The organism is Paraburkholderia bannensis NBRC 103871, from assembly GCF_000685015.1.
GTDB classification, from domain to species: domain Bacteria; phylum Pseudomonadota; class Gammaproteobacteria; order Burkholderiales; family Burkholderiaceae; genus Paraburkholderia; species Paraburkholderia bannensis.
The window spans coordinates 12,325-37,450 of sequence record NZ_BAYA01000038.1; the positions used below are offsets into that span (position 1 = coordinate 12,325).

General features: G+C 65.2%; 21 protein-coding genes. 13 read left to right on the forward strand and 8 right to left on the reverse strand.

Annotated elements, in window-relative coordinates; genetic code table 11:
- Nucleotides 1-24: 24 nt before the first annotated feature.
- Together BBA01S_RS34370 and parA are read right to left on the reverse strand one after the other, a co-directional pair.
- Nucleotides 25-1,086, reverse strand: a complete 1,062-nt coding sequence (locus tag BBA01S_RS34370) for a ParB/RepB/Spo0J family partition protein (RefSeq protein ID WP_027820385.1) — start codon at nt 1,084-1,086, stop codon at nt 25-27.
- 24 nt (nt 1,087-1,110) lie between these two features.
- A complete protein-coding gene (gene parA / locus BBA01S_RS34375) occupies nt 1,111-1,773 on the reverse strand; it encodes a ParA family partition ATPase (protein WP_027820386.1) in 663 nt (220 codons plus the stop codon).
- Between the two features lie 622 nt (nt 1,774-2,395).
- Between parA and arsC the strand changes: the two genes are divergently transcribed.
- From arsC to BBA01S_RS34390, 3 genes are all read left to right on the forward strand, one after another.
- Nucleotides 2,396-2,749: an arsenate reductase (glutaredoxin) gene (gene arsC / locus BBA01S_RS34380; protein WP_027820387.1), complete on the forward strand. Its 354-nt coding sequence runs from the start codon at nt 2,396-2,398 to the stop codon at nt 2,747-2,749.
- Between the two features lie 97 nt (nt 2,750-2,846).
- Nucleotides 2,847-4,223, forward strand: coding sequence for a GntT/GntP/DsdX family permease (locus BBA01S_RS34385; protein WP_042298378.1), 1,377 nt, complete (start codon nt 2,847-2,849; stop codon nt 4,221-4,223).
- A 340-nt stretch (nt 4,224-4,563) separates the two neighbouring features.
- Entirely contained in the window at nt 4,564-5,118 is a 555-nt protein-coding gene (locus BBA01S_RS34390) for an NADPH-dependent FMN reductase (protein ID WP_027820389.1), read from the forward strand.
- Between the two features lie 71 nt (nt 5,119-5,189).
- Here BBA01S_RS34390 and BBA01S_RS34395 read toward each other — a convergent pair whose 3' ends face one another.
- On the reverse strand, nt 5,190-5,984 hold the full coding sequence (locus BBA01S_RS34395) for a hypothetical protein (RefSeq protein WP_027820390.1): 795 nt from the start codon (nt 5,982-5,984) through the stop codon (nt 5,190-5,192).
- A gap of 101 nt (nt 5,985-6,085) precedes the next feature.
- Nucleotides 6,086-8,449 carry a hybrid sensor histidine kinase/response regulator gene (locus BBA01S_RS34400; RefSeq protein WP_027820391.1) on the reverse strand — a complete coding sequence of 788 codons (2,364 nt, stop codon included), beginning with the start codon at nt 8,447-8,449 and terminating at the stop codon, nt 6,086-6,088.
- 622 nt (nt 8,450-9,071) lie between these two features.
- On the opposite strand from BBA01S_RS34400, the gene BBA01S_RS34405 reads away from it, so the two are divergent.
- From BBA01S_RS34405 to BBA01S_RS34445, 9 genes are all read left to right on the forward strand, one after another.
- The gene (locus BBA01S_RS34405) at nt 9,072-9,440 is read left to right on the forward strand and encodes a response regulator (RefSeq protein WP_027820392.1); all 369 of its coding nucleotides are present in this window, start codon (nt 9,072-9,074) and stop codon (nt 9,438-9,440) included.
- Nucleotides 9,433-10,056: a chemotaxis protein CheC gene (locus BBA01S_RS34410; RefSeq protein WP_027820393.1), complete on the forward strand. Its 624-nt coding sequence runs from the start codon at nt 9,433-9,435 to the stop codon at nt 10,054-10,056. The genes BBA01S_RS34405 and BBA01S_RS34410 overlap by 8 nt, the downstream gene beginning before the upstream one ends.
- Nucleotides 10,053-11,009 (forward strand): sensor domain-containing diguanylate cyclase, encoded by a 957-nt coding sequence (locus BBA01S_RS34415; RefSeq protein ID WP_027820394.1) that lies wholly within the window; start codon nt 10,053-10,055, stop codon nt 11,007-11,009. The genes BBA01S_RS34410 and BBA01S_RS34415 overlap by 4 nt, the downstream gene beginning before the upstream one ends.
- Nucleotides 11,010-11,345: 336 nt before the next feature.
- On the forward strand, nt 11,346-12,197 hold the full coding sequence (hpnD, locus tag BBA01S_RS34420; RefSeq protein ID WP_027820395.1) for a presqualene diphosphate synthase HpnD: 852 nt from the start codon (nt 11,346-11,348) through the stop codon (nt 12,195-12,197).
- Complete coding sequence (hpnE, locus tag BBA01S_RS34425; RefSeq protein WP_027820396.1) at nt 12,197-13,447, forward strand: hydroxysqualene dehydroxylase HpnE; 1,251 nt, start codon at nt 12,197-12,199, stop codon at nt 13,445-13,447. The genes hpnD and hpnE overlap by 1 nt, the downstream gene beginning before the upstream one ends.
- Nucleotides 13,448-13,462: 15 nt before the next feature.
- Nucleotides 13,463-15,508, forward strand: a complete 2,046-nt coding sequence (gene shc / locus BBA01S_RS34430; RefSeq protein WP_027820397.1) for a squalene--hopene cyclase — start codon at nt 13,463-13,465, stop codon at nt 15,506-15,508.
- Between the two features lie 17 nt (nt 15,509-15,525).
- Complete coding sequence (locus BBA01S_RS34435; RefSeq protein ID WP_245641677.1) at nt 15,526-16,236, forward strand: phosphorylase; 711 nt, start codon at nt 15,526-15,528, stop codon at nt 16,234-16,236.
- Between the two features lie 263 nt (nt 16,237-16,499).
- Nucleotides 16,500-17,090 (forward strand): hypothetical protein, encoded by a 591-nt coding sequence (locus BBA01S_RS45375; RefSeq protein WP_052392023.1) that lies wholly within the window; start codon nt 16,500-16,502, stop codon nt 17,088-17,090.
- A 550-nt stretch (nt 17,091-17,640) separates the two neighbouring features.
- Nucleotides 17,641-18,126, forward strand: coding sequence for an acyl-CoA thioesterase (locus tag BBA01S_RS34445; RefSeq protein ID WP_027820399.1), 486 nt, complete (start codon nt 17,641-17,643; stop codon nt 18,124-18,126).
- Between the two features lie 111 nt (nt 18,127-18,237).
- Here the strand turns inward: BBA01S_RS34445 and BBA01S_RS34450 are convergent, their stop codons facing one another.
- Nucleotides 18,238-19,344, reverse strand: coding sequence for an MlaA family lipoprotein (locus tag BBA01S_RS34450; protein ID WP_027820400.1), 1,107 nt, complete (start codon nt 19,342-19,344; stop codon nt 18,238-18,240).
- Nucleotides 19,341-21,971: a hopanoid transporter HpnN gene (gene hpnN, locus BBA01S_RS34455; RefSeq protein WP_027820401.1), complete on the reverse strand. Its 2,631-nt coding sequence runs from the start codon at nt 21,969-21,971 to the stop codon at nt 19,341-19,343. Before hpnN ends, BBA01S_RS34450 begins: the two co-directional genes overlap by 4 nt.
- 208 nt (nt 21,972-22,179) lie before the next feature.
- Here hpnN and BBA01S_RS34460 point away from each other — a divergent pair, with 208 nt between their 5' ends.
- On the forward strand, nt 22,180-22,788 hold the full coding sequence (locus tag BBA01S_RS34460; RefSeq protein ID WP_027820402.1) for an MlaC/ttg2D family ABC transporter substrate-binding protein: 609 nt from the start codon (nt 22,180-22,182) through the stop codon (nt 22,786-22,788).
- Between the two features lie 100 nt (nt 22,789-22,888).
- On the opposite strand, the gene BBA01S_RS34465 is transcribed toward BBA01S_RS34460, so the two are convergent.
- Nucleotides 22,889-23,578 carry a response regulator gene (locus BBA01S_RS34465; RefSeq protein WP_084162721.1) on the reverse strand — a complete coding sequence of 230 codons (690 nt, stop codon included), beginning with the start codon at nt 23,576-23,578 and terminating at the stop codon, nt 22,889-22,891.
- Nucleotides 23,575-25,068 carry a cache domain-containing protein gene (locus BBA01S_RS44090; RefSeq protein ID WP_042298380.1) on the reverse strand — a complete coding sequence of 498 codons (1,494 nt, stop codon included), beginning with the start codon at nt 25,066-25,068 and terminating at the stop codon, nt 23,575-23,577. The genes BBA01S_RS34465 and BBA01S_RS44090 overlap by 4 nt, the downstream gene beginning before the upstream one ends.
- Nucleotides 25,069-25,126 lie beyond the last annotated feature (58 nt).

The following is a 25,126-nucleotide window of genomic DNA, read 5'->3' on the forward strand; positions in this document are numbered from 1 at the left end:
CCGCTTTTTCATTTCCAGGCTGGCTTACTTTGCCTTGAGCATTTCTTCGATCTGGTGAAGGATCGCGTCGCGCTTATCCTTCGCCAGTCCTTTGAGCCGCAGCTCTAGGCGGTCGTCGCCGTACGACTTCAGGTCGCCGACGGAAACGCCGTCGAACTTGATCTCAAGACGCTGGGCGTAACGTTGGCGCCCTGCCGGCTTGGGACTCTCCTGCGGCGTGGCGCGGCCCTTGACGATATCGGCGACCTGACGCGTGCTGAGATCGTCCGCAAGGATCCGGTTGATGAGTCGCAACGTTGCATCCGTGCCGCGCGCGCCGTGATAGCGGCCGACCTGGTACGCCATGTTCGAGCCGAAGCGATCCGGGCGTGCGACCATTTCTTGCATCACCGTCTCAGGCAGCTTGCCGATGGACAGCGCGACGGCCACCGTCGACTCGTCGAGGCCGAGGTGCTCGGCCAGCTCACGCTGGCTCTGGAAGTACTTGTCGTCGATGAAGCGCTTCCAGACCACGGCGTTGTCGAACACCGTCTGCGAGTCGCGCTGCACGTTGAGGTCGTAACCGAGCTTGTAGCTCTGAAGACCAATCGGCAGATCGACGACGATCGCCTTGACGACTTCCTTGTTGGCTTCCTTGAGCGCGCGTACGCGTCGCCCGCCATCGCTCACGAAGTAGCTGCCCGGCGCCGCATAGTCGGGGATCACGTGGATCGCCTGCTGCTGGCCCTGCTTCGCAAGGTTGACTGCCAGTTCCGCAATCGACGACTTCAGATAGAAGTGGCGCGGATTGAAGGGACTGGGCTTGATGGCCTTGAGCGGCAGCTCGATGATCTGGCCGGGCCGGTAGCCCTGATCAATGCGCCACTCGCGGTATTCGGCGGATTCGTGTTCGGCTGCGTCGAGGCCATCGACTGCGGCTTCAATGTCCGATTCCGGTTGGCTCGCCCGGCCCACTGGCTCGCGCGTCTTGGGCTTGTCCTGGACGAGACCGTCGATGGCGTTGAGGCGATCGAGCGCCGTACGCTTTTCGCTGCTCGTCGTATCGGGCCGAGCCTGGAAACCCTTGGCAAATTGTGAGGACTTCATTCAGGTTCCTTTATGCGCATAAAGTCAGGAGAGCATCTCCGCGATCTCGTCGGCGACGGCGCGCACTTCGACCGCGGCGAGCCGCGCTCCGCGATCATTCATTTGCAGCACCGTCTGGCCGAGGGCCATGGCCTGCTTGTACGCTTCGCGGGTGGGGATCTGCGTCTTGAGCAAAGGAAAACCGAGTTCTTCCAGCGCGCGCTTGAGTTCGCGCGTCAGCATACGTTTCTCTTCGGTCTTGTTCAGCAGGAAGACAGCCTTGAGGTCTTCGTTCATGACCTGCGCCTGCTGCACCAGCTTCACAAGGCCGACGCTCGACCAGTAGTCGGCCGGCGATGACGATGTGGGAATGACGGCGATCGATGCGGCGAGGAGGACGACGCCTGAGACTTTTTCGGTGATCGACGGCGGGCAGTCGACCACGATGATGTCGTAGTCCCCGATGAACTTCTTGATTTCGCGGTGGATCTGGCCACCGGCTTCAGAGAGATTGACCACCGGGAAGGGAATGCCGACGTCTCCGTCAGCGGACGCACTTGCCCAGTGAACCAGCGTGTTCTGGCCGTCGGCATCGACCACGAGTACACGCTTTCCCCGTTCATGGAATGCTGCGCCGAGATGCATCGCGATCGTGCTCTTGCCGACCCCGCCCTTCTGCTGCGTGACTGCGATTATCTCTGCTGCCAATTGATTTTCTCCTTTTGCTAATTGTTTTGGATTTTACCTGGATTAAGTTGTGATTCAACGGCAGTCTCCTGATTTTCGTCGGATGAAGGTGCATCGCTGGCCGTTTGGCAGAGGTTTATGCGCATAAAGCTGTCTGAGGTGGCGGCGGGAAGCGAGCGTTGAATGGGATCGACCAACGCGCGGCTCTGAACGGTCGGGGCTGGTGGGGGGCTACTAGGCGCTATTGGGCCAGGCAGAGGTCTGCGACTCGCGGCAGGTTTATGCGCATAAAGCCGGCAGCACTCAACGACGCATGCTCGTCAGTGGGTCGGAGGCAACAGAATGGCTACCGCAACGAAAGCGCACTCGCCAGGCACGCGGGGGAATCTTTATGCGCATAAAGCAGGAGTGGCACCCTCATCAACGCAGCCATCGTGGACGCAAACGCCCACTGCCCTCTCGTGGTACCTCCACTCTCCAGGCGCATCGATTCTTTATGCGCATAAAGCGCCCTGCTTCGATGGATGGCAGCGATCCCCGCGCGGTATCCCCTTCTCGACCCCGCCGGTAAAATCAGTCCCGCCAGGATCGCACTCTGGCGGTGCTCCGCCGAATCACCTCTTATCGACTTCCCTCCCAAGCCATGATCACGATTTATCACAACCCTCGCTGCTCGAAATCCCGCGCGTCTTGCGAACTGGTGACGTCCTCCAACGCGGCCAACGAGCCCGTCGAGGTCATCGAATACCTGAAGACGCCGCTTACCGTCGAGCAATTGAAGTCGCTGCACGCCCTGCTTGGTGGGCCGCTGCGGGACATGATGCGCACGAACGAGACCGAGTACGCCGAGCTTGGTCTCGATGCAAGCACCAGCGACGATCAACTCTATGAAGCCATCGCAAAGCACCCCATCCTGCTCCAGCGCCCGATCGTCGTGCGCAATGGCCGCGCTGTGATTGGCCGTCCGCCCGAGAACGTCGCCGCATTGTTCGTCTGAGACAGGACGCGGCAGCAGCGATACCGCTCCCGCGCCGACAGCCGCACACGGCCCCTTCCCTAACCGCAGCGCCACCTGACCGACCATCGAGAATCCTGTGGAGTCCCTTGCCAACTTATCCGCGTGGTCGTTTCACGACACACGCCTGATCCTTTCCTGCGCGCTCGGCCTCGTGCTGATCATCATTCTGATTAGCGTGCTCAAACTCGCCCCGTTCCTGTCGATCCTCGTGGGTACTTTCGCGGCGGGGTTTGCCGCCGGCGTGCCGCTAGAGGGCGTAGCGAGCGCTTTCAGCAAAGGTGCGGGCGCGCTGCTCGGCGATGTCGGCATCATCATCGCGCTAGGAGCCATGCTCGGTGCGCTGATGGCCGAGTCGGGGGCGGCCGACCGCCTCGTCTCCACTCTGCTCGATCACTCGACGCCGCGCACCTTGCCGTGGATGATGTCGCTCGTCGCAGTCATCATCGGCCTGCCGCTCTTTTTCGAAGTCGGCCTTGTGATGATGGTGCCGATCATTTTCGTCATGGCGCGGCGCTCGCAGCAGCCGATCCTGCGCATCGCCATTCCGGCGCTTGCGGGCATGACGACCCTGCACGCGCTGTTGCCGCCGCACCCGGGCCCGCTGATCGCGGTCAGCGCATTGCACGCGGATCTTGGCATCACGCTCGGCTTCGGCATTCTTGTGGCAATTCCGGCGGTCATTCTCGCGGGGCCGCTCTACGGTTCGTGGCTCTCGCGCCGCATGCAGGTGGCCGAACCGGAAGATCTCGGCAAGCTCTTTACGAGTCACGATCCACAACTGGCTGCGCCAGGCTTCGGCGTCTCGCTGCTGACGATCCTGCTGCCCGCGATGCTGATGCTCTGTCGCACGGTCGCGAAACTCGCACTGCATCCCGATACCGTCGCCTTCAATGTGCTCAACTTCCTCGGTGAGCCGTTGATCGCACTTGGACTCACCGTTTTGTTTGCAATCGTCGCGCTCGGCTGGTCGCGCGGCATGGCGCGCGATCGTGTTGGCACTATCCTGCGCAAGAGCCTGCCGCCGATCGCCGGTCTGCTGCTGACCATCGGCGCGGGCGGCGGCCTCAAGCAGACGCTCGTGCTGGCCGGCATTAGCACGACGATCAGCAAGATCGCCGTCGGCGCGCATCTGCCGCTGCTGTTGCTCGCCTGGCTGATCGCCGTCGCGCTGCGTCAGGCGACGGGCTCGGCCACCGTGGCGACCACGGCGACGGCGGGCATCGTCGCGCCCGTCGTCAGCGGCTTGAGCGCCACGCACAATTCGCTGATGGCGCTCGCCATTGGCGCAGGGTCAGTGTTCTTCTGCCACGTGAACGACGCGGGCTTCTGGATGGTGCGCGAGTACTTCGGCCTGAAGCTCAAGCAGACGGTGTTTGTCTGGTCGATCCTGCAGACCATCGTGTCGGTCGTTGGCCTCGTTCTCACGCTCGTGCTCTGGAGCCTGCTCACCTGATCGCAGGCTTAACGCACGCATAACCCGCCGCAGCCCCTCCCCTGCCGCTGACGTCGCGGCGCGCGAATCACGCGCCGCGACGACGTGCTCAAAACACAGGCGCCCTCCTCCGCATTCCGTATCCCGACGCATCGCCGATGCCACCGGCCTTCGCGTGAAGTTGTGCACAAGGTTATCGACAAAAACTGTGGATAAATCCGCGGTCGCCCGACTTGTCCACATCCCCCCTTCTGCGCATGCGGACACCGTGACCTATGCGACTGCGCGCCCGCGCCTATGATGTCGGTTCTCTCCCCTGCGCTTCGCGCGCGCTTTCGGTATCCCCGAGGAGGACACTGAGATGGCCTATCAAGTTGCGGTCGTGGTTGGCAGTCTGCGCAAGGAATCGTTCAACCGTCAGCTCGCGCACGCCGTGACGTCGCTGGCGCCGGCCGATTTTTCGTTCGAGTTTCTCGACATCGGCGTGCTGCCGCTCTACAGCCAGGATTACGACGCCGATTTCCCCGAAGTCGCGCGCCAGTTCAAGCAGAAAATCGAAGCCGCCGATGCGCTGCTGTTCGTGACGCCCGAATACAACCGCTCGATTCCGGGTGTGCTGAAGAATGCGATCGACTGGGGTTCGCGTCCGTGGGGCAAGAATTCATGGACGGGCAAACCGGGCGCGGTGCTCGGCACGTCGCCGGGTGCGATTGGCACCGCGCTTGCCCAGGCGCATCTGCGCAACGTGCTCGCGTATCTCGACGTCGCGACGCTCGGCCAGCCCGAGATGTTCATCAAGCACGACGCCAGCCGCATCAATGAGAAAGGCGAGATCGTGAACGACGACACGCGCAAGTTCCTGCAAACGTTCGTCGACCTCTACGTGCAGTGGGTGAAGAAGCAATTGGGCCGCTGACGCTGGGCAGGCACGAAAAAAAGCGCGTGTCCGAACAGCACGCGCCTTTGCATTACATAGCCTTAGTGCACTTAGTGCAGCGTCGGCGGCGTTCCCGTCACAGGCCGATCGGGCGCGTCCGACGCGCGATGATCGTGCGAATCTTCTTCGTATTCGATGAATTCGTCGGGGATGCGCGCCGCGCTCGTGCTGGTCGCCGGTGTCGCCTGAGGCGCGCCCGGCACGTCGACGTTGACGTGCCTGACCTGCGGTTCCTGCGCCGCTGCCGGCGTGCCCATGATCGCGCCCGCGCCGGGTGCGCTTGCCGAAGCGAGCACCGTCACTTCTGCTTCGTTGACGGGACGCCCTTCGGCTGCCATATGCTCTGGACTGACCGCGGCGGGCGGCACGGAATCGGCGACATCGCCTGGCGCCGAACGCCGCCGCATCGCCTCGGCGATACCGGCAAGGCCCAGTTCCTCCAGCGCGGAATGTTCGCGCACGGCCGGGTCGGCTTCTGCCGATGGCCACGTCCAGCTGCCGCCGCGTATCGCGACTTCGAGCGCGTGCTCGTCACGCAGCGTGTCGCGGGCGAGATCGGCGCGCGCCTCGTCGCTCACCCGCACGCCGATCAGCACATTGCCTTGCGGTGCCGGTGCGGCGCCGGGCGCGTGCGGCGCGGGTTCGGGCACGGCGCCCGCATTGGCGCGCACATCGCCGGTCGTGGAGAAGAAGCTCGACACCAGCCGTTCGATGCCGGCCAGCACGCCCGCCTCATGCACGGGCAATTCGATGTCGCTTGCCGCAAAGCCGCGTTGGAGCAGCGCTTGCTGCGCATGCTGAGCGGCGTCGTAGGTCTCGAACAGACCGGTCACGGTTTGTCTCATGGCTCACTCACTCCTCGTCTTTACTGGGCAATGGTGCAGCAATCGGCATGCCGCGGACGATGGCCGTCCGCACATTCGAAGGCATCCCGCGCCGGTTCGACCTAGAGCGTCGCGTCCCGTTCCCGCCGTGCGCGCGCCTGGCGCTCGCGCTGGATCGCTTCGAGCATTTTCTCTAGCAAAGCAATGTCGAACGGTTTCGACAGTACCCGAACGTCCACGTGACGCGCGCGTTCGAGTTCTTCCGCGTAACCGGTCACGAGAATCACGGGCAGCGCCGGATCGCGCGCCTGGAGCGCTTCAGCCAGGTCGATGCCGTTCATCTCGCCGGGCATGTGGATGTCCGAGAGCACGAGATCGAAGTACGGCGCGTCGGCATCGTCGAGGCGGTCAGCCCGCGCCGCATCGACGAGCGTAAGCGCGCTGGCCGCGTCGCTCGCGCAGGTGACGTGATGATCCATCATCTGCAACAGCGCCTCGGTGCCCGCCGCGACTTCGTCGTTGTCCTCGACGAGCAGCACGCGCAGGCCTTGCGGCGGATTCGTGCTTTCCTCGCGCGGTGCGGGCTCGCGTTTGGGCGCGGCCACGGCAGCGGCGCGCGGCAGATACAGATGCACGGACGTGCCCGCGCCAATCGCGCTGTCGATAGCGGCGAGACCGCCCGAGCGCTCGCAGAACGCAAACACCTGCGGCAGCCCGAGACCCGTGCCCATGCCCTTCGGCTTGGTCGTGTAGAGCGGCTCGAAAGCGCGCGCGAGTACATCGGGCGACATGCCGACGCCCGTGTCCTCAAGCGAGACATGCACGAAATCGCCGTCGAGCGGGAAGCCCTCCCCCGGCCGGAACGCCATGTTGTGCGCGTGCACGGTGAAGCGTCCGCCGTTGGGCATGGCGTCGCGCGCGTTGACGGCGAGATTGATGAGCGCGAGCTCGAACTCGGCGACGTCGACCAGCACCGGCCAGACGTCCTCGTCGAGATCGACGACGAGCGACACCTTCGCGCCGAGCGACGCGCGCAACAACTCGCGGCACGCGGGCAGCCAGCGGCCGACATGAATCGTCTCGTTGCGCAGCGGCTGCTTGCGCGCAACGCCCAGCAACTGGCGCGTGAGCGACTGCCCGCTCTTGAGCGCGCGCTCGACGGCGGACAGCTCGCGCTCCAGCCCCGGCGTGCCACGCCGGCGCGCGATCTGCACGTTGGCGGACACGATCATCAGCAGATTGTTGAAGTCGTGCGCGACGCTGCCGACCAGGTTGCCGAGCGCCTCCATCTTGCGCGACTGCCGGTAAGCCGATTCGATCGAGCGGCGCATGGATGCTTCGGCCTGCCAGCGCTCCCACGCTTCCTCTTCGGCGGCCAGTCTGCGCAGCGACAGCCAGATCACGCACCACAGCGCAATCGACGGCGTGAACATCGAGATCAGGAGCACGCTCAAGTGCCGGTACCACCCGGCCCAGATCGCCGAGGCGCGATAGGCGCAGGTGACATAGACGGGATACGCGCCCACGCGGCGGAACGCCACGATCGCATTGCCGCCGAGCAACTGCGAGTGCATGCGCACGACGCCCGAATCCTTGCCGAGCGCGAGCGCGGCGGCGAACGGCGTGCCGGGCGTGATGGCTTCGGGCACTTTCGCGCCTGAGGCTGCAGCGCCGTCAGCCGTATTGCCTGCCGCGCCGGCCGCGCCCGAAGCCGGCCGCGCCACGGCAGCAGGCCCCGTGGCGCGCGGCGGCGGCTCGAACGCGAGGATCGCGCCGTCACTGCGCACGAGGCCGAGCGCCATCGGCGAATCGTCGCCCAGCAGTTCGCTGTAGAACTTGTTGAAGTAGTGCGGACGCAGCGCGACCGAGACTAGGCCTGCGAACTGCCCTGCCGCGTCGCGGCGCGCGATGCCGGTATTGAAAACGGTTTCGCCGCTCACCTGCCCCACCATCACGCGCGAGACATGATCGAGCACGCGCCCGTCGCGAATGCCGACGAAGTCGTCGCGTGTGGCGATCGAAACGGGTGGCGGCGGCGAATAGCGGCTGCTCGCGAGCAGTGCGCCATTGCGCCCGAAGATCGACACGGCCGCCACCTGCGGATAGCCGCCGCCGATCGCGTCGAGCTTTTCGTGAATCTGCGCTTCGTTCGCGCGAATGCCCTCGTCGTCGAGCTCTTCCACGCCATCGACGATGCGCGCATCGAGCGCATCGTTCATGTCGAACACCTTGAGCGCGTGTTCCTCGGCCACGCGCACGGTGCGCAGCGTGACGTCGGTGGCGTCGGCTTCGCGCGTGCGCAGGTCGCTCCACGCCATCGTCGCCACATAGACGCACGGCAGCACGATCGCGGCGAGCAGCAGCGCGATCAGGGTGCGCCGGCGCACCGTGAAGTCGTGGCTGGGCGCCGCCGGAAAAGGTGCCTCGTCGGTGCGCGGGGACGGCAGCAAACGGTCGTCTGGCCCTGCGGGCCGGTCGGGAATCATCGTACGGAGAAGGCTGGAAGACGCTGCGGAGCGTTTGACATCGCTTTTGAGATCGCTGACGACATGATAAACGACCGCGCAGGCGTCGCCGCGTTCAGGGTGGCATCAGTGCAGATCCTTTCAATCATTGTGCTTCGCCCGTACGATCATGCCGATCGCATGCAATTGTGCCCACGACAACTGGCACGCACGAAGTAAGGCGATTTTTCCGCCAGATGAGTCGATTGCGCGAAAATCCATGTAGCGCAAACGTACACAAAAGGATATTCGTCGGACTTTAATAAAGGGAACGATCGATTATTTCCCGAAAGCGGTGAAAATAAGTCGTTTTCGTTCGCTGAATGATTATCGTCGAGTTGCATTTGTTTCCGTTTGCTTCGAGAATCGCGAACACGATAAATAACACTCCAGAAAATGGGTGATGTTTACCGCACGTTTCCCGCGCCGTCCGGACGCTGGCGGCCTTTGCCGCCGCCGTCGGTCGAGCCGCGCCGAGCGGCCGATACGCGGACGATTTCAGGCCTTACGCATAAAAACGCGCGCATGCCCTAAAGGTTTTGCGCGCGCCGCCGTTAATCCGTCTTAACGCATTCCGTCCAACGCACACTCAATTCGCATATCCATGTCCTTACCCATCGTGATCGCCGACGATTCGCTGCTGGCCCGCAAGGTGCTCACGAAGGCGCTCCCCGAGGACTGGGACGTCGAGATTTCCTACGCGTCGAACGGTAAAGAAGCGCTGGCGCACTATCGCGCCGGGCGTGCACCGGTCATGTTTCTCGACCTCACGATGCCCGACATGACGGGCTTCCAGGTTCTCGAAGCGCTCCAGCACGAGGACTTGAACACCTTCGTGATCGTCGTTTCCGCCGATGTCCAGCCGCGCGCCCAGGAGCGCGCGCTGGCGCTTGGCGCGATGGCGTTTGTGCCGAAGCCGGTCACCCAGGAAGCGCTGCTACCCATCCTGAAGGAGTACGGGTTGTATGCCTGATCGAGTGTTCACGGAACTGCAGCGCGACGCCCTGCAAGAGATCGCCAATCTCGGCATGGGACAGGCGGCCACGCGGCTGTCTGGCTTGCTCAACGCGTTCATCGAACTGTCGGTGCCGCGCGTGCGCGTGGTCGCGGTGCGCGAGGCGGCCCAGGCGTTGCGCGAGATGACGGGCATCGACGGCCCGGTCACGGCGGTGCGCCAGGGCTTTCGCTCCGAGATCAAGGGCGAGGCGCTGGTGATCTGCCGCAGCGGCGAGATCGGCGAGCTGGGCGCGCTGGTGGGCGGCCCGTTCGCGGAATCGGCGTGGGACGCGCTCACGGAGCAGGAACTGATTTTCGACGTGGCGAACGTGCTGACCGGCGCGTGCGTGTCGTCGATGCTCGACCAGCTTGGGCGGCTGCCGGTGTTTTCGCAGCCGGGGCTGCTCGGCGAAGCCGTCACGCTCGACGAAGTGTTCCAGCCCGGGCTGCTCGCCTGGGACCTGGCGCTGCTCGTCGAGGTCAATTTCGCGCTGGAAGACCAGCGCTTTCGCGCGCATCTCGTCATGCTGATGGCCGAGGAGTCGATTTATCATGTGAGCCGCGCCATTGACGCCATGCTCCATAGCCTATGACTACCCCTGCTTCATCGCCCTCGCTCTCTGACCTCGTTGCGGAGCGTGTCGGCTTCGGCATCTTCGTGCTCGACCGCGAGATGAACGTGCTGATGTGGAACCGCTTCATGCAGGACCACAGCGGCGTGGCGGCTGAAGATGTGATCGGCCGCCCGGTTTTCGAGCGCTTTCCCGAACTGCCGCGCGCCTGGCTCGCCCGCAAGGTCGAAAGCGTGTTCCAGCTCGGCAGCTTCGCGTTCAGCTCGTGGGAGCAGCGCCCTTACCTGTTCCGCTTCGATCACGACCGGCCCATCACGGGCGGCGTCGATTACATGCAGCAGGACTGCACCTTCATGCCGCTCATGCGCGAGCGCGAAGTGATCGCCGTCTGCGTGACGATCACCGACGTGACGCACGTGAGCGTGATGCAGCGCGAGCGCGAAGAAGCCGTCGCCAAGCTGCGCGAATACGCCGACCGCGACGGCCTGACCGGCATCGGCAATCGGCGTTATTTCGAAACGCGGCTGGCCGAGGAATTCTCGCGCTGGCAGCGTTATGGCGGCGAGATGTCGGTGCTGCTGTTCGATCTCGACCACTTCAAGAAGATCAACGACGAGTTTGGCCACGTCGCCGGCGATACGGTGCTGCGCACGATGGCGCAGCGCGTGGCGGGTGTGGTGCGCAAGGAAGACATCTTCGGCCGGTTCGGCGGCGAGGAATTCGCACTGCTGCTGCCGTGTACGCCGCTAGACGACGCGATGCACGTGGCCGAAAAGATCCGCCATACGATCGGCGATACGCCTGTCGATGTGCAGGGCGATATCGTGGCCGTGACGGCGAGCGTGGGCGCGGCTTCGGCGCGGCCGGGCTCGAACGATTACGAGGTCATGATCAACGAGGCCGACGCCGCGCTCTACAGCGCCAAGCGCCAGGGCCGCAACCGCTCGGTGGTGCTGCTGCACGAGCTGAATTAGCTCCTCGACGGGGATGCCTGTTCTGGGGGCGATTGCTGTGCTAATCGGCGAAGTTGGGCGATGTTGGGGGAAGTATTCGCGTGCAATGCGCGAAATCACGGACTGACGGTGCATTCTGTCAGTCCCTGCCCCTATTTCCTGCAGGTTTCCTGAAAGCCCTCGACTGCGGCAGCAGGCAAAGGTTGATATACTTTTGCCCGTTTCCGGCCTCGGACCCTGAACGGCGTTCCGACAGGGCCGGTGCCTCGCGCGTGTCCGCGCGCGCGGGCGACCCGCGACATGCGGGCCCGAATATCTGTAACGCCCCGTCGAGGGCGCCCCCCAGCGGAGATCGTCTTGGCCGTTTCCAACCTCGTCGTGGACGATACACTTCAGACCGATGCCGCCGCCGCTTCGTCGGGCAGCTCGTTTTATCTGGCAATGCGGATCCTGCCTGCGGCGCAGCGCGACGCCATGTATCAGGTCTACGCCTTTTGCCGCGCTGTCGACGACATCGCGGACAGCGACCTGCCGCGCGCCGAGCGTGCGGCGGGGCTCGACCAATGGCGCGCCGACATCGACGCGTGCTATGCCGGCACCCCGCGCGCCTCGCTTGCCGCGCTCACGCGTCACATCCATACCTTCGGCCTGAAGCGCGAGGATTTCCACGCGATGATCGACGGCATGGCCATGGACGCCGCCGAAGACATCTGCGCACCCGACGAGGACACGCTCGACCTGTACTGCGACCGCGTCGCAAGCGCGGCGGGCCGCCTGTCGGTGAGAATTTTCGGGATGGACGACGAGCCTGGCCGCCTGCTCTCGCATCACCTCGGGCGCGCGCTGCAACTGACTAACATCCTGCGCGACATCGACGAAGACGCGGACATCAACCGCTGCTACCTGCCGCGCGAGTTGCTAGCGCGCGAAGGCATTGCTGCGACGACGCCGCACCAGATCGCCGCCGACCCTTCCCTGCCGCGCGTGTGCGCGACGCTGGTGGAGCGCGCGCTCAAGCATTTCGCCGAAGCCGACGCGATCATGGATCGCACGCCGCGCGTGCAGGTCAAGGCGCCGCGCATCATGTCGGGCGTCTACCGCGTGCTGCTGGAGCGCACCGTGGATCGCGGCTTCGACCTGCCGCGCACGAAAGTCGCCAAACCGCGCGCACGACTCATGTGGATCGTGGCGCGCTACGCGCTGTTCTGATGCCCCGGCTCGTCCACGTGATCGGCGCGGGGCTCGCGGGTCTCGCGGCGGCCGTCCGGTTGCAGCGGCGTGGAGTGCAGATCGCACTGCACGAAGCCGCCGGGCAGGCAGGTGGACGATGCCGTTCGTACTATGACCGCACGCTGGCGGCCACGCTCGATACCGGCAACCACGTGGTGCTGTCGGGCCATGGCGAGACGCTCGACTATGCGCGTGCCATCGGCGCCGCCGACGCGTTCAGCGGCCCCGACGAACCCGGTTTCGCGTTCATGGACCTGGCGGCGCGCTCGCGCTGGAGCGTGCGTTTTTCGCGCTCGCGCCTGCCGTGGTGGATCGCCGATGCCAACGCGCGCGTGCCCGATACGCGCCTGCTCGATTACCTGAACGTGCTGCCGCTTCTGTTCGCCAAGCCTGGCCGCACGGTTGCGCAGACCATGCCGTGCGTGGGGCCGCTCTGGGAGCGGCTGCTGCGCCCGCTCTACCTCTGCGCGCTCAATATCGAGCCGCACGAAGCCAGTGCGGAACTGGCGGGCGCGATGCTGCGCGAGGCGCTGTCGATCGGCGGCGAGGCATTCCGCCCGCTGACGGCGCGCAACGGCCTGTCGAGCGCGTTCATCGATCCGGCGCTACGCATGCTGCAGCATGGCGGCGCGGCGATCCGTCTCGATTCGCCGCTGCGGGGGATTGCGTACGACGATGCAGCGCGCCGCGCGGTGTCGCTCGATTTCGACAGTGGCCGTGTGCTGCTGGGCGCCGACGAAGCCGTTGTGCTGGCGGTGCCGTCCGCCGCTGCCGCTTCGCTCGTGCCGGAACTCCAGGCGCCGCAGCAACACACGGCGATCATCACGCTGCATTACGCGGTCGAGCCGCCGCCCGGACTGGCCACGCCGATGGTGCTCGTCAACGGCACGGCGGGCTGGCTCAATGCGACAGCCGGCCGACTGAGCGCGACGATTCACGACGCCGGTTCACTGCTGCGCCTCGCGAGCGACGAACTTGCGCGGCGCGTCTGGGCCGACGTGGCGGCCGCCGCGTCGCTGCCCGTCGAGCCGCTGCCCGCGTGGCAGATCGCAAGCGATGCGCAGGCGGTCTTTGCCGCCACGCCGCAAGAGGAACTGCGCCGCTCGTCGGCGCGCACCCGCTGGAACAATTTGACGCTCGCGGGCGACTGGACGGCTACCGGTCTGCCCGCGTCGATCGAAGGCGCAATCCGCTCGGGCCGCACGGCCGCGGATCTGCTCCTGTCTTGACACCAGGATGTACCGATGAACGATCTTTCCCAGGCCATGCCGGCCGACGACCCCGCACACGCGCGCGCCGCCGCGCCCGCGCCTGAAAGCGCGCCCGTGTCCGCCGCCGAGCTGGCGCATGATGCCGGCCTCGCCGCGGGTCTGGACGCCGCCGTCGCCCGCGCGACCGAGGCGATCCTCGCCGACCAGCGCGCCGACGGCCACTGGGTCTACGAACTCGAAGCCGACGCGACGATTCCCGCCGAATACGTGCTGCTGGTTCACTACCTCGGCGAGCAAGCGAACCTCGAACTCGAAGGCAAGATCGCGCGTTACCTGCGCCGCATCCAGCTGCCGGGCGGCGGCTGGCCGCTCTTCACCGACGGCGACATGGACGTGAGCGCGAGCATCAAGGCGTACTTCGCGCTGAAGATGATCGGCGACGCCGAGGACGCGGAGCACATGGTGCGCGCGCGCGAAGCGATCCTGGCGGCGGGCGGCGCGGAAAAGGCCAACGTCTTCACGCGCATCCTGCTGGCGCTGTTCGGCGTGGTGACCTGGTACGCCGTGCCGATGATGCCCGTCGAGATCATGCTGCTGCCCAAGTGGTTCCCCTTCCATCTCTCGAAGGTGTCGTACTGGGCGCGCACCGTGATCGTGCCGCTGCTCGTGCTGAACGCGAAGCGCCCGGTCGCGAAGAACCCGCGCGGCGTGCGCATCGACGAACTGTTCCGCAGCGCGCCCGTGAGCACCGGGCTGAACGAGCGCGCACCGCATCAAAGCCCCGGCTGGTTCGGTTTCTTCCGCGCCATCGACGGCGTGCTGCGCGTGGCCGATCCCCTCTTCCCGTCCTACCTGCGCCAGCGCGCGATCGACGCCGCCGTGGCGTTCGTCGATGAGCGCCTGAACGGCGAAGATGGTCTGGGCGCGATTTTCCCGGCCATGGCGAACGCCGTGATGATGTACGACGTGCTCGGCTATCCGGCCGACCACCCGCACCGTGCAATCGCGCGCCAGTCGGTCGAAAAGCTCGTCACGATCCACGCCGACGAAGCCTACGTGCAGCCCTGCCTGTCGCCGATCTGGGATACGTCGCTGGCGGCGCATGCGCTGATCGAAACCGGCGACGCGCGCGCGCGCGAGGCGGCGCGTCGCGGCCTCGAATGGCTGCTGCCGCTGCAGATTCTCGACGTGCGCGGCGACTGGATCTCGCGCCGTCCTGACGTGCGCCCGGGCGGCTGGGCCTTCCAGTACGCGAACCCGCACTACCCGGACGTGGACGACACGGCCGTGGTCGTGGCCGCGATGGAGCGCGTGGACAAGCTCGATAAGACCCGTAACTTCGACGAGCCGATGGCGCGTGCGCGCGAATGGGTCGTCGGCATGCAGAGCAGCAACGGCGGCTGGGGCGCGTTCGAGCCGGAAAACACGCACGAGTACCTGAACAACATTCCGTTCTCGGATCACGGCGCGCTGCTCGATCCGCCGACCGCCGATGTCTCGGGCCGCTGCCTGTCGATGCTCGCCCAACTGGGCGAAACGCCCGCCACCAGCGAACCCGCGCGACGCGCCTACAACTACATCCTCGCCGAGCAGGAAGCCGATGGCAGCTGGTACGGCCGCTGGGGCATGAACTACATCTACGGCACGTGGACGGCGCTGTGCGCGCTCAACGCGGCGGGCCTGGAGCACCACGACGCACGCATGCGGCGTGCGGCGCAGTGGCTCATCGCGATCCAGAACGACGACGGCGGCTGGGGCGAAGACGGCACCAGCTACAAGCTCGACTATCGCGGCTACGAACGCGCGGCGAGCACGGCCTCGCAGACCGCGTGGGCGCTGCTCGGCCTGATGGCCGTGGGCGAAGTGAACCATCCGGCGGTCGCGCGCGGCATCGCGTGGCTCCAGGAGACGCAGCGCGAACACGGCCTGTGGGACGAAACGCGCTTCACGGCAACGGGCTTCCCGCGCGTGTTCTATCTGCGCTATCACGGCTATCGCAAGTTCTTCCCGCTGTGGGCGCTCGCGCGCTACCGCAACCTGAAGCGCGAAGGCACGACGCTCGTGAAGGTCGGTCTGTGATGGCGGCCGTGGCATCGATGCAAACCCGTGGCGGGCTGCCCGTGATCGCCGTGACCGGCATGGCGTTCGAGGCGAGTATCGCGGCGGGCAAGGGACGCGACGGTATCGAAGCGGTCTATGCCGCGCGCGCCGATCTGCTTGAGCGCGCGTTGACGGCGGCGCTGGATCGGGGTGCGGCGGGCGTGATCAGCTTCGGCACGGCGGGCGGGCTGGGGCCCGATCTGGAGCCGGGCACGCTGGTGATCGCAGAGGCTGTCGAGGGGCCGTTCGGCGGCGTCGTTTGTGACAAGGCGTGGAGCGACCGTATGGCGGCGGCGCTGCTGGCCTCGCCGATGGCTGCGCAGACGCGTCGCGGCGTGGAAGCGGCCGTGGCCGCGCCGCTCACGGGTGCGGCGGACAAAGCCGCGCTGCATCAGTCGAGCGGCGGTGCGCTGGCCGTCGATATGGAATCGCATCTGGCAGCCGCTGCGGCGGCCGCGCGCGGGTTGCCGTTCGCGGTGTGCCGCGCGGTGGTCGACCCGGCGTGGCGCAGCTTGCCGAAGGCTGCGATGGCGGGGCTGCGCGATGATGGATCGACGGCGGTGCTGCCGATCCTGCGCGAACTGGCGCGTGACCCGCTGCAACTGGGCGGCCTGCTGCGCGTGGCGGCGGATGCTGGGGCGGCGCGCAAGGCGCTGACCGGCGCGCGGCGCGTGCTGACGGCTTCTGGCGCGTTTTTTCCTCGCTGAGTGTTCTTCTGGCGCGTGACGGGGAGATACGCGCGACCGCGCGCGCTATTCTTCCCGTTTTCGATATCTCTCTTGCGGCAACGCTAGTTTCCGTATCTCGGAAGTCTGCTGACATGCGTCAACTCGATGGCGCATAGGGCGCATTCGTCAGCAGTGCCATCTAACGCCCCGCGCGACCTGTCGGATACGCTCACAAGCTCACTGCGGTACACGCAGTTTCCAATGGCTTGGCGGTGTATCGCCCACTTTCATAGAAAAACAAAATGCGGTGGCAAGACTATCTGAGACAGGGGCATATCGTTGTGCAGGGACAGCTCTACGATCTGAGCCACCTGCTTGCTGCGAATGTCGAAATCAACATCGACGGAAATGGAGGATTCCCCGCGCGTAAGATCACGATGCATGTTGAGTACCTTTCCCACTGCGTCAACGTCGGCGCCAGGTCTAAAGACGAGCCACTTGATTTCGAAGTGCTCGGGCATTCCCGCCGGATGATCGACCATCAACGTCAAGAGCGAGCCTTTTGCCTTGACCGCTATCGCTGGTCGAAGCAATTGCCTGCGGTCATAGCGAGCTTGAACGATGAGGTCTGCTACTTCGGAAAACACGCGAACTGGCTGGTCGTGCGCGTTATCGACGATGAGGGAAAAGAGGTGCAGTACAGCATCTACTTTCGTATGCGCAAGGGGGACGCGGCTGGCACGCTACGCATGGTGATCGAGAGCGCATACGAACGCGGTGCGGGAAAACCGTCGCCTGGTATGCCGAAGAATCGCAAGAGCAAGATGCGATTCAAGATCATTGCGGCCAAGACCTTGCGTGGTGATGCCATACGTCATCCCGATAGCGCGTAGACCGGCAATCGAGGCAGGTCGCGAAGATTTCGCTACCTGAAATGGGCGGGGCTCCCGAAGGAGCCCCAATAAATCTCGAGTACGCTTGCCTGGTCATCGTTACCAACAACCAGGTGGAACCGGCACGGCCGGAACCTGATCTCTCAGGCGGTGTGGTGGACGTCCCGCAGGTCAAAACTTGCGAAACCTCGTCAGATCCACTTGGCCCAGAGGATAAACGGTCGCTGTGATTTTATCCACAGCTTTGTGAACAAAATCTGTGGATAATCCAGTCCGCGCTTTCCGAGGCCGCCCGACAAGGCTTTGCGGTCGGTGTGGGAGAAGTTTCGTTTCGCAACTGTACACAACTTAAAATTCCCCCACGTTTCCCCAAGCCAGGAACCGCCGTATCCGGGGCGAGCAAAAAATCACACCCTGTGATTTTTGGGTCTCGATCTGATCGGAATATTGAAATCCTAGGGAAAACCCCTATCTCTGGTACTATCTCAGCGTTAACCCTAGGTCTGAATCCATAAGGTCTGGGGGCGGATCAAGCATGGGAGTACCAGACATGAATTTTCATACCCGCAAGTGGGTCAAGCCGGAAGACCTCAACCCTAATGGCACCTTGTTCGGCGGCAGCCTGCTGCGCTGGATCGACGAAGAAGCGGCCATCTACGCAATCTGCCAGCTCGACAATCAGCGCGTGGTGACGAAGCTGATCTCCGAAGTGAACTTCGTGAGTTCAGCGCGCCAGGGCGACATCATCGAACTGGGTATTACGGCGACCGACTTCGGCCGCACGTCGATCACGCTGCGCTGCGAAGTCCGCAACAAGGTCACGCGCAAGAGCATCCTGACGATCGAGAAGATGGTGTTCGTGAACATGGGCGCCGACGGCAAGCCGGCTCCCCATGGCCGCGAGCGCATCCGTTACGCCGAGGAAGCCTACGAGCGTTACCGCCAGACCGTGCAGACGGCAGCGGACGCGACGGCAATGGCCGCGGCGAACCAGGCCACTCGTGCTGAGCAGCCGGAAGACGAAGCGGTGCATTGAGTCGCGCCTCGTTGCGCTGAACGATAAAAAACCCGGCAAGGTCGATGACCTTGCCGGGTTTTTCGCATCTACGCGTCGCCCACCTCAGCAGGCGAGCCGATCAAATCGCGCTTAAGGCGCCGATGCCGGAACGGCAGGAGCCGCAGCCGAAGCGGGCGCTGGTGCCGAAGCCGCTTTCGCCGCAACCGCCCCAGAAGCCGCCTTGGCCGCCGAAGCAGGAACCGGCGCAGACGCCGCTGCACCCGCAGCGATACCCGCCGTGCCCGCTGCCGCAGCAGCCCCGGCCCCGGCGCCCGCCGCACCGGCGGCAGGCGTCGCTGCACTGCCCTCGCCCGGATCTTCGTAGTTCGGCAGGCCGTTGTCATTCGCCTTGCCCGAGCCGGCCCCGCCAGCGGCACCCGAATCGCTCGGCGCGCCCGGATCCTCATAATTCGGCAGCCCGTTGTTCGACTTGTTCGTCGTACCCGCCCCGCCGCCGTTGTCATCCGTTGCGCCTGGATCGCCGTAATCCGGCAGCGGCGCGTTGTTGCTCTGCGAGCCGCGGATCATCGACTGACGCTGCTGGCGGTACGCGTCGCGCACGAACGAATACTTGTCGAGCGCCGCCTGTTGCAGCAGGTCGGTCGCGCCCAGCAGGTCTGCGCGCGTGCTGACGAACTGCGCGATATACATCGGATTGCGCACGGCCGGCTCGATGTAGTTGAGCAGGTTGAACTTCACGTCCACACCCATGCCGATGCCGTCGCGAATCGAACTCGGCCCGAACACCGGCAGCACGAGATAGGGGCCCGCCGGCACGCCGTAGTGGCCCATCGTCAGGCCGAAGTCCTGATGGTGCTTCGGCAGGCCCGCAGGCGTCGCGAAGTCGATCAGGCCGCCCAGGCCGAAGGTCGTGTTCATCGCGAGACGCATCAGGTCTTCGGTCGCGTCGGTGATCTTCAACTGCAACAGATCGTTGGCGAAGTTGCTGATGTCGCCGAGATTCGAGAAGAAGTTGGAAATCGCCTGGCGCATCGGCTGCGGCGTGACTTTCTGGTAACCCTTCGCGATCGGCTGCGCGATATGGGTGTCGAGCGCGTCGTTGAACGTAAAGATCGCCCGGTTGGCCGGCTCGAACGGGTCGCCCGGCTTGCGGTCAGGACCGGTTGCGCAACCTGACGTCACGAGGAGCGCCAGGCTCGCCGCCGCCATGGTGAGCGCGGCTTGTTTCTTCTTCATTGATCGATCCCCTGCATTTGCGATCGTGCGCGCTTCGCGCGCGGCTTGCCCATCAGCACCGGCTGGAACACCACGGCGCCAATCAGCGTACATAACAAGGACAGCGCGAGCAGCTTGCCCATGCTCGACGTGCCCGGATGGTGCGAAAGCCACAGGCTGCCGAACGCCGTGGCGGTGGTTGCGGCCGAGAACAGCACCGCATGTGTGAGGCTCGAATGCAGGAGGCCGGTCTGCCCCGCGCGCCATGCCATCACGAAATAGATTTTGAACGCGACGCCGACACCCAGCATCAGGGGAAGCGCGATGATGTTGGCGAAATTGAGTTGGATACCGAACACAACGCACAACTCAAGTGTCACGAGCGCCGATACCAGCAGAGGAATCAGCGTGCGCAGCACGTCGCCGAAATGGCGCAGCGTGATCCACAGCAGCGCCGTGATGAGCAGCACCGACCAGCCCGCCGCCTGCAGGAACGCGAGGATGATGACGTTGGCCGAATGCAGGATCGAGATCGGGCCGCCGATTGCGCCTGGCTCCGCCGCCTTCACGGCGTGCGAGAAGCGCGCGAGCATGACGTCGTCGTTCGGATCGACGCCCGCGGGCACGCGCGGCGCGACATCGACGATCGCCTGGCCCGTGACCGACGACACCCAGTCGCCGACCATCGCCGGCGGCAGGTTCTCGCGCGTGATTTCCGACGGCTGCAGCAGGCGTTCGAGCTGCGCGAAGGCGAGCTTGAGCGGCTGGCTGAAGGCGGTTTCGGCCTTGTCGCGCACGGCCGGGCTGGCGGCCGCAAGCTTCATGAGGCCATCCGACAGATGTTTGGCCTCGGCGGCGCCCGGGCCCGGATGGTCGCCCGCCGCGAGCGCGAGCTGATTGGCGGCGCGCTTGAGCGTGTCGACGCGCACCGCGTCCGTGACCGGCGACGAAGGCTGTTGCGTGAGCGCGGGCATCAGCTGCTGCGAGGCGCTCGCGATCAGCATGAGCTTTTGCTGCTGGTCGGTCGGGATCAGCGAGCTGAGCGTGGTCGCGCGCCCGACTTCGGGCAGCTTCGACAGCTTTGCGGCGATCTTGTCGGCGTCTGCAAGCGTGGGCGCGAGCACGCTCACGTCGTTGATCGAAATGACAGGCGAATTCTTCAGCGCGATCAGCGTCGCCATCGACTCTGTATGCGGATCCTTCAGGTGCAGCGGATTGAAGTCGAAGCGCAGGAAATACAGCAGCGGCGACGCGCCCACCACCACGATCAGCGTGCCGATCAGCACCGGCTTGCGGTGTTCGGCGAGCCACTTGTCCACCGGCGCGAGAAACGCGAAACCCGGCGAAGCGCGCTCGCCCTTCGGCTTGAACACGCTGATGAGCGCAGGCAGCAGCGTCATGTTCAGGATGTACGCGACGAACATGCCCACGCCCGCAATCTGGCCGAGTTCGGACAGCCCCTTGTAGGCGGTCGGCAGGAACGAGAAGAAGCTTTCCGCCACGGCAATCGCCGCGAGCGTGAGCGGCACGCCGATCAGCCGCGCGGTCTTGAGGAGCGCGACGTCGAGCCGGTCGTCCTGAAAGCGCTCCTCGCGATACTTCACGCCGAACTGCACGCCGAAGTCCACGCCGAGCCCCACGAACAGCACCATGAAGGCCACCGACAGCATGTTGAGCGAGCCGATCATGGCCAGACCCAGCGCCGCCGTGGCGATCAGGCCCACCACCAGCGTGATGAGCACCGCGCCGATCAGGCGGCCCGAGCGCAGCGCGAGCCACAGGATCAGGAGCACGACGATGGCCGTGATCGCGCCGTTGAGCGCGGCGCCGTCCTGCACCGAGGCGAATTCGTCGTCGGCGAGCGGCTGTTCGCCGGTCAGGCGCACGCGCGCGCCGTATTCGGTGTCGAGGTGCAGCGACGCGGCGGTGTCGCGGATCGCCTGCGAGGCGCTCGCGCCCGCCTTGAGTGCGGCGAAATTCAGCACCGGCTGAACGGTGACGAACGCGAACGCGGGCCTGGTTGCGGCGTCCTTGTCCACCAGCGCGCGCCACGAGAACGCGGCGGGCTTGCCCGCGAGCACCTGATCGACGGTATCGGCCGCGCTGCCGAGCAGGCTTGCCATTTGCGGCAGCTTGACCTGACCGATCGTGAGCGGCAATTGCAGCGTGGTCGTGAGCGTGCCCGCGAGGCCCGCGAGGCTAGGATCCTTCGCGAGCTGGTTGATCAGCGGGCGCGCCTGCACGAGCTGGCCGGTGGTGGACAGCACGGTTGGCGTCGACGGGAACAGCAGGCCGTTGTGCTCGAAGAACGGGCCGCCCGCGGGCTGCGTGACGGCGCTGAATTCGTTCTTGTCCTGCATGAGGGCGCCGGCGAGCTTGTCGGCGGCGGCGTCCGCGAGTTCGGGCACCTGTGCTTCGACCACCACCAGCAGCGAGCCGCTGCGCTGCGGGAACGCACGATCCTTGGCTTCGCCGAGCGCGGCCCATTCGGCGTTGTTCTCGACGAGGCCGCTGATGTCCGTGTTGATCTTGAAATGCTTCGCAACGTACACGCCGCCGAGGACGGCGAGCACGAGCGCGAGTGTGATGACCCACGCCGCGCGGCGCACAGACCAGGCGACGAGGTGGATGATGAATGGCTTCAGCATAAAGGCGAGGGGGCCTTGTCGTTTAACTATTCTTGATGTGAAGCGCTCAAGTATACCGGCCTGGCCCAAGGAGGCGTGGCTTGCGCACACGAGCGCAGGCGGTAAAGCCGTTATACTGGGTCAGCCGGGGCGGGATCGCAGCGTGGTGTGTGCCGCAACCTTGCCCCATCCCACCGGCATCCGTAATTCACTGCTCCAAAAAACGCGTATGAAACGTTATCTGACCGCATTTATCGCCGCCGCCTTCCTGTCGGGCGTGTCGGGCGCCGCTTTTGCCCAGTCGTCGCCGGACGCCGTCGTCAAGGCCGCCGTGGAAGGCACCGTGAAGGCGATGCAGGCCGATCCGCAAGCTCGCGGCGGCGACATGGCCCAGATCACCAAGGTGGTCGAGACCCATTTCGTGCCCGCTACCGACTTCCAGCGCACCACGCGTATCGCCATCGGCAAGGCCTGGACGACGGCTACGCCCGACCAGCAGCAAAAGTTGTATGAGCAATTTCAACTCCTGCTCGTGAAGACCTATGCGTCGTCGCTCGCGCAACTGCGTGACACCCAGGTCAACTTCAAGTTCGCACCGTCGAACACGGGCGCGGCCGCGAAGGACACCGTCGTGCAGTCGCATGTGCTGAGCAACGGCGGCGACGACGCCATCGACTATCGTCTTGAGCGTTCCGGCAACGGCTGGAAGATCTATGACATCAACATGATGGGTGCATGGCTGATCCAGGTCTATCAGACCCAGTTCGCCGACCAGATCGCCAAGGGCGGCATCGACGGTCTCATCAAGTTCCTCATCGATCACAACGCTCGCAGCTGATCCCGCATCGTTAGAACAGCTTAGGCGTTCAGGAAGTTTTCGCACGGCGCGTGCTCGAAAGAGACGCGCCGTGTGTGTTTTGGCGAGTTGACCTGCTTGCTTACTTCCGGCGGTTCTCCACCGCAAACTTGATCAATTCCGCCTGACCGTCGATATCGAGCTTGCGCTTGAGATTGAGCCGATGTGTCTCGACCGTGCGCACCGACAGCCCAGCGCGCTGCGCGATCTGTTTGCTCGATAGACCTTCGGCGAGCGCATCCAGGATGTCGCGCTCGCGCGGCGTCAGGCGCTCGATCGGCGTTTCCTTGAGCGACGCCTGGATCATGCGCGCGCCCAGCCCCGCGCTGAAAAACGTCTGCCCGGCCAGCACCGCCTCGATCGCGCGCACGATTTCCGCGCCCGGCGAATCCTTGAGCACGTAACCGCTCGCGCCCGCACGCAGCGCCTGGGTGACGTATTCGACGTTGTCGTGCATCGACAGCATCAGCACGCGGATTGCCGGAAAGCGTTCGTGAAAAATCCCCGCGAGCGCGATGCCATTGATGCCGGCCATGCCGACGTCCATCAGCGCGAGATCGGGTTCGAGCGCGGCGGCGAGCGCAATGGCTTCATCGGCGTTGCCGGCTTCCCCGGCGACTTCGAGGCCCGGCACGGCTTCGAGCCGCGCGCGCAAGCCGTCGCGCACGAGCGGGTGATCGTCGACGAGCACGAGGCGCGCGGCCTTCGCCGCCTGCGCTTTCGCGGGCTCATTCGTTGGCTCCTTCGCTGGCTCTTTGGCTGGTTCGTTCATGGTGTCTCTGTGTGCTTCTTCGTTGCGTCGTGTTCGTTGCGGGCGTTGTTCGCCCGGATCGGCGCCCACGCGGTCAGCACCGTATGCCCCGGTTTTGAATGGATGGTCAGACGGCCGCCCAGCGGTTCCAGGCGCTCGCGCATGTTGCGCAGCCCCGTGCCCGCGCGCGGATCGGCCTGCGCGAGCGCGACGTCGAAGCCGCAGCCGTTGTCGGCGATGGCGAGCGTCACGCCATCCTGCGCGATATCGAGGGTGAGCGCCGCGCGGCGCGCATGGGCGTGCTTCACGATGTTGGTGAGCGCTTCCTGCGCGATGCGGAACAGCGCCGTGTTGACGGCGTCGGGCAACGGCGCGGCCGACGCGCTCAGGTTCGCGCCGCCCTCGCCTGCCTGCGTGAAGCCGATTTCCATCGACGATTCTTCGGCGAGTTCGCGCGTGAGCTGCTCCAGCGCGGCAGCCAGACCCAGATCGTCGAGCATCGCCGGGCGCAGCGCGTGCGAGATGCGGCGCACTTCGCGCAACGTGTCGGACAGGCGCGTGAGCCCGGTGGACAGCGACGCCTCGGCGGCGCTCACGCGCGTCTCGCCGCGCTCGAAACGCGCGAGCGCCGATTCGAGCAGCAGTTTCGCCGAAACCAGCATCTGGCTGATGCCGTCGTGCAACTCGCGCGACAGGCGTGCGCGCTCCTGCTCCTGCGATTCGACGACCTGCTGCGCGAGGCGCTTGAGCTTGGCGTCGGTGCTGCGGTACTCGCTCACGTTGAGCACCAGCGCGCCGAGCGCGAACACCCCCACGCCCGCGAGCGCGATCACGCCGAGCCATTGCAGCGTGCGCTCGATATTCGCCGAGGCGCGCTCGTCGATATGGGCGAGCGTCGAATCGACATCGTCGAGATAGATCCCCGTGCCGACCATCCAGCCCCAGCGCGGCAGCGCGACCACATAGCCGAGCTTGGGCGCGAGCTTGCCCGTCGAGGGCCGGTGCCACATGTAGCGCACGTAGCCGCCGCCGTGCTGCGCTGCGCTGACGAGTTGCTGGATCGTGAGCGAGCCTTGCGGATCGCGCAGGTTCCACAGATCCTGGCCGACCAGACTGGGCTCGCGCGGATGCATCAGCGAGCGGCCATGCATGTCGTAGACGAAGAAATAGCCGTCGGGGCCGAAGTCCATCTTTTGCAGCACGGCGAGCGCGGCGCGCTGGCGGGCGGCATCGTCGGCAGGCGCGGCGCTGGTCGTGGCGCTAGTTGTGGCGGCATTGGGCGCGTAGAGCGGCTCGATCGCGCTGGTGGCGAGTTCGACGTAATGGCGCAGCTCGATTTCCTTGCTCGACAGATAGGCGGCCTGCATGGTGGCGTGCTGCGTGCGGGCGAGCGCGGTGGCCTGCTGCCGCACGCCAATGCCGATGCTGGCGATGGCCGCGAGAAACGGCACGACCGCGAGCAGGAAGATTTTTGTCTTCAGGCGGTCGTTGAAGAAAAATGGGGCGGGCATGGCGACGTTCGGGAGCAGAGTGTGCAAGCATAACCGGGCGCGCTCGCGGGGATGGTGC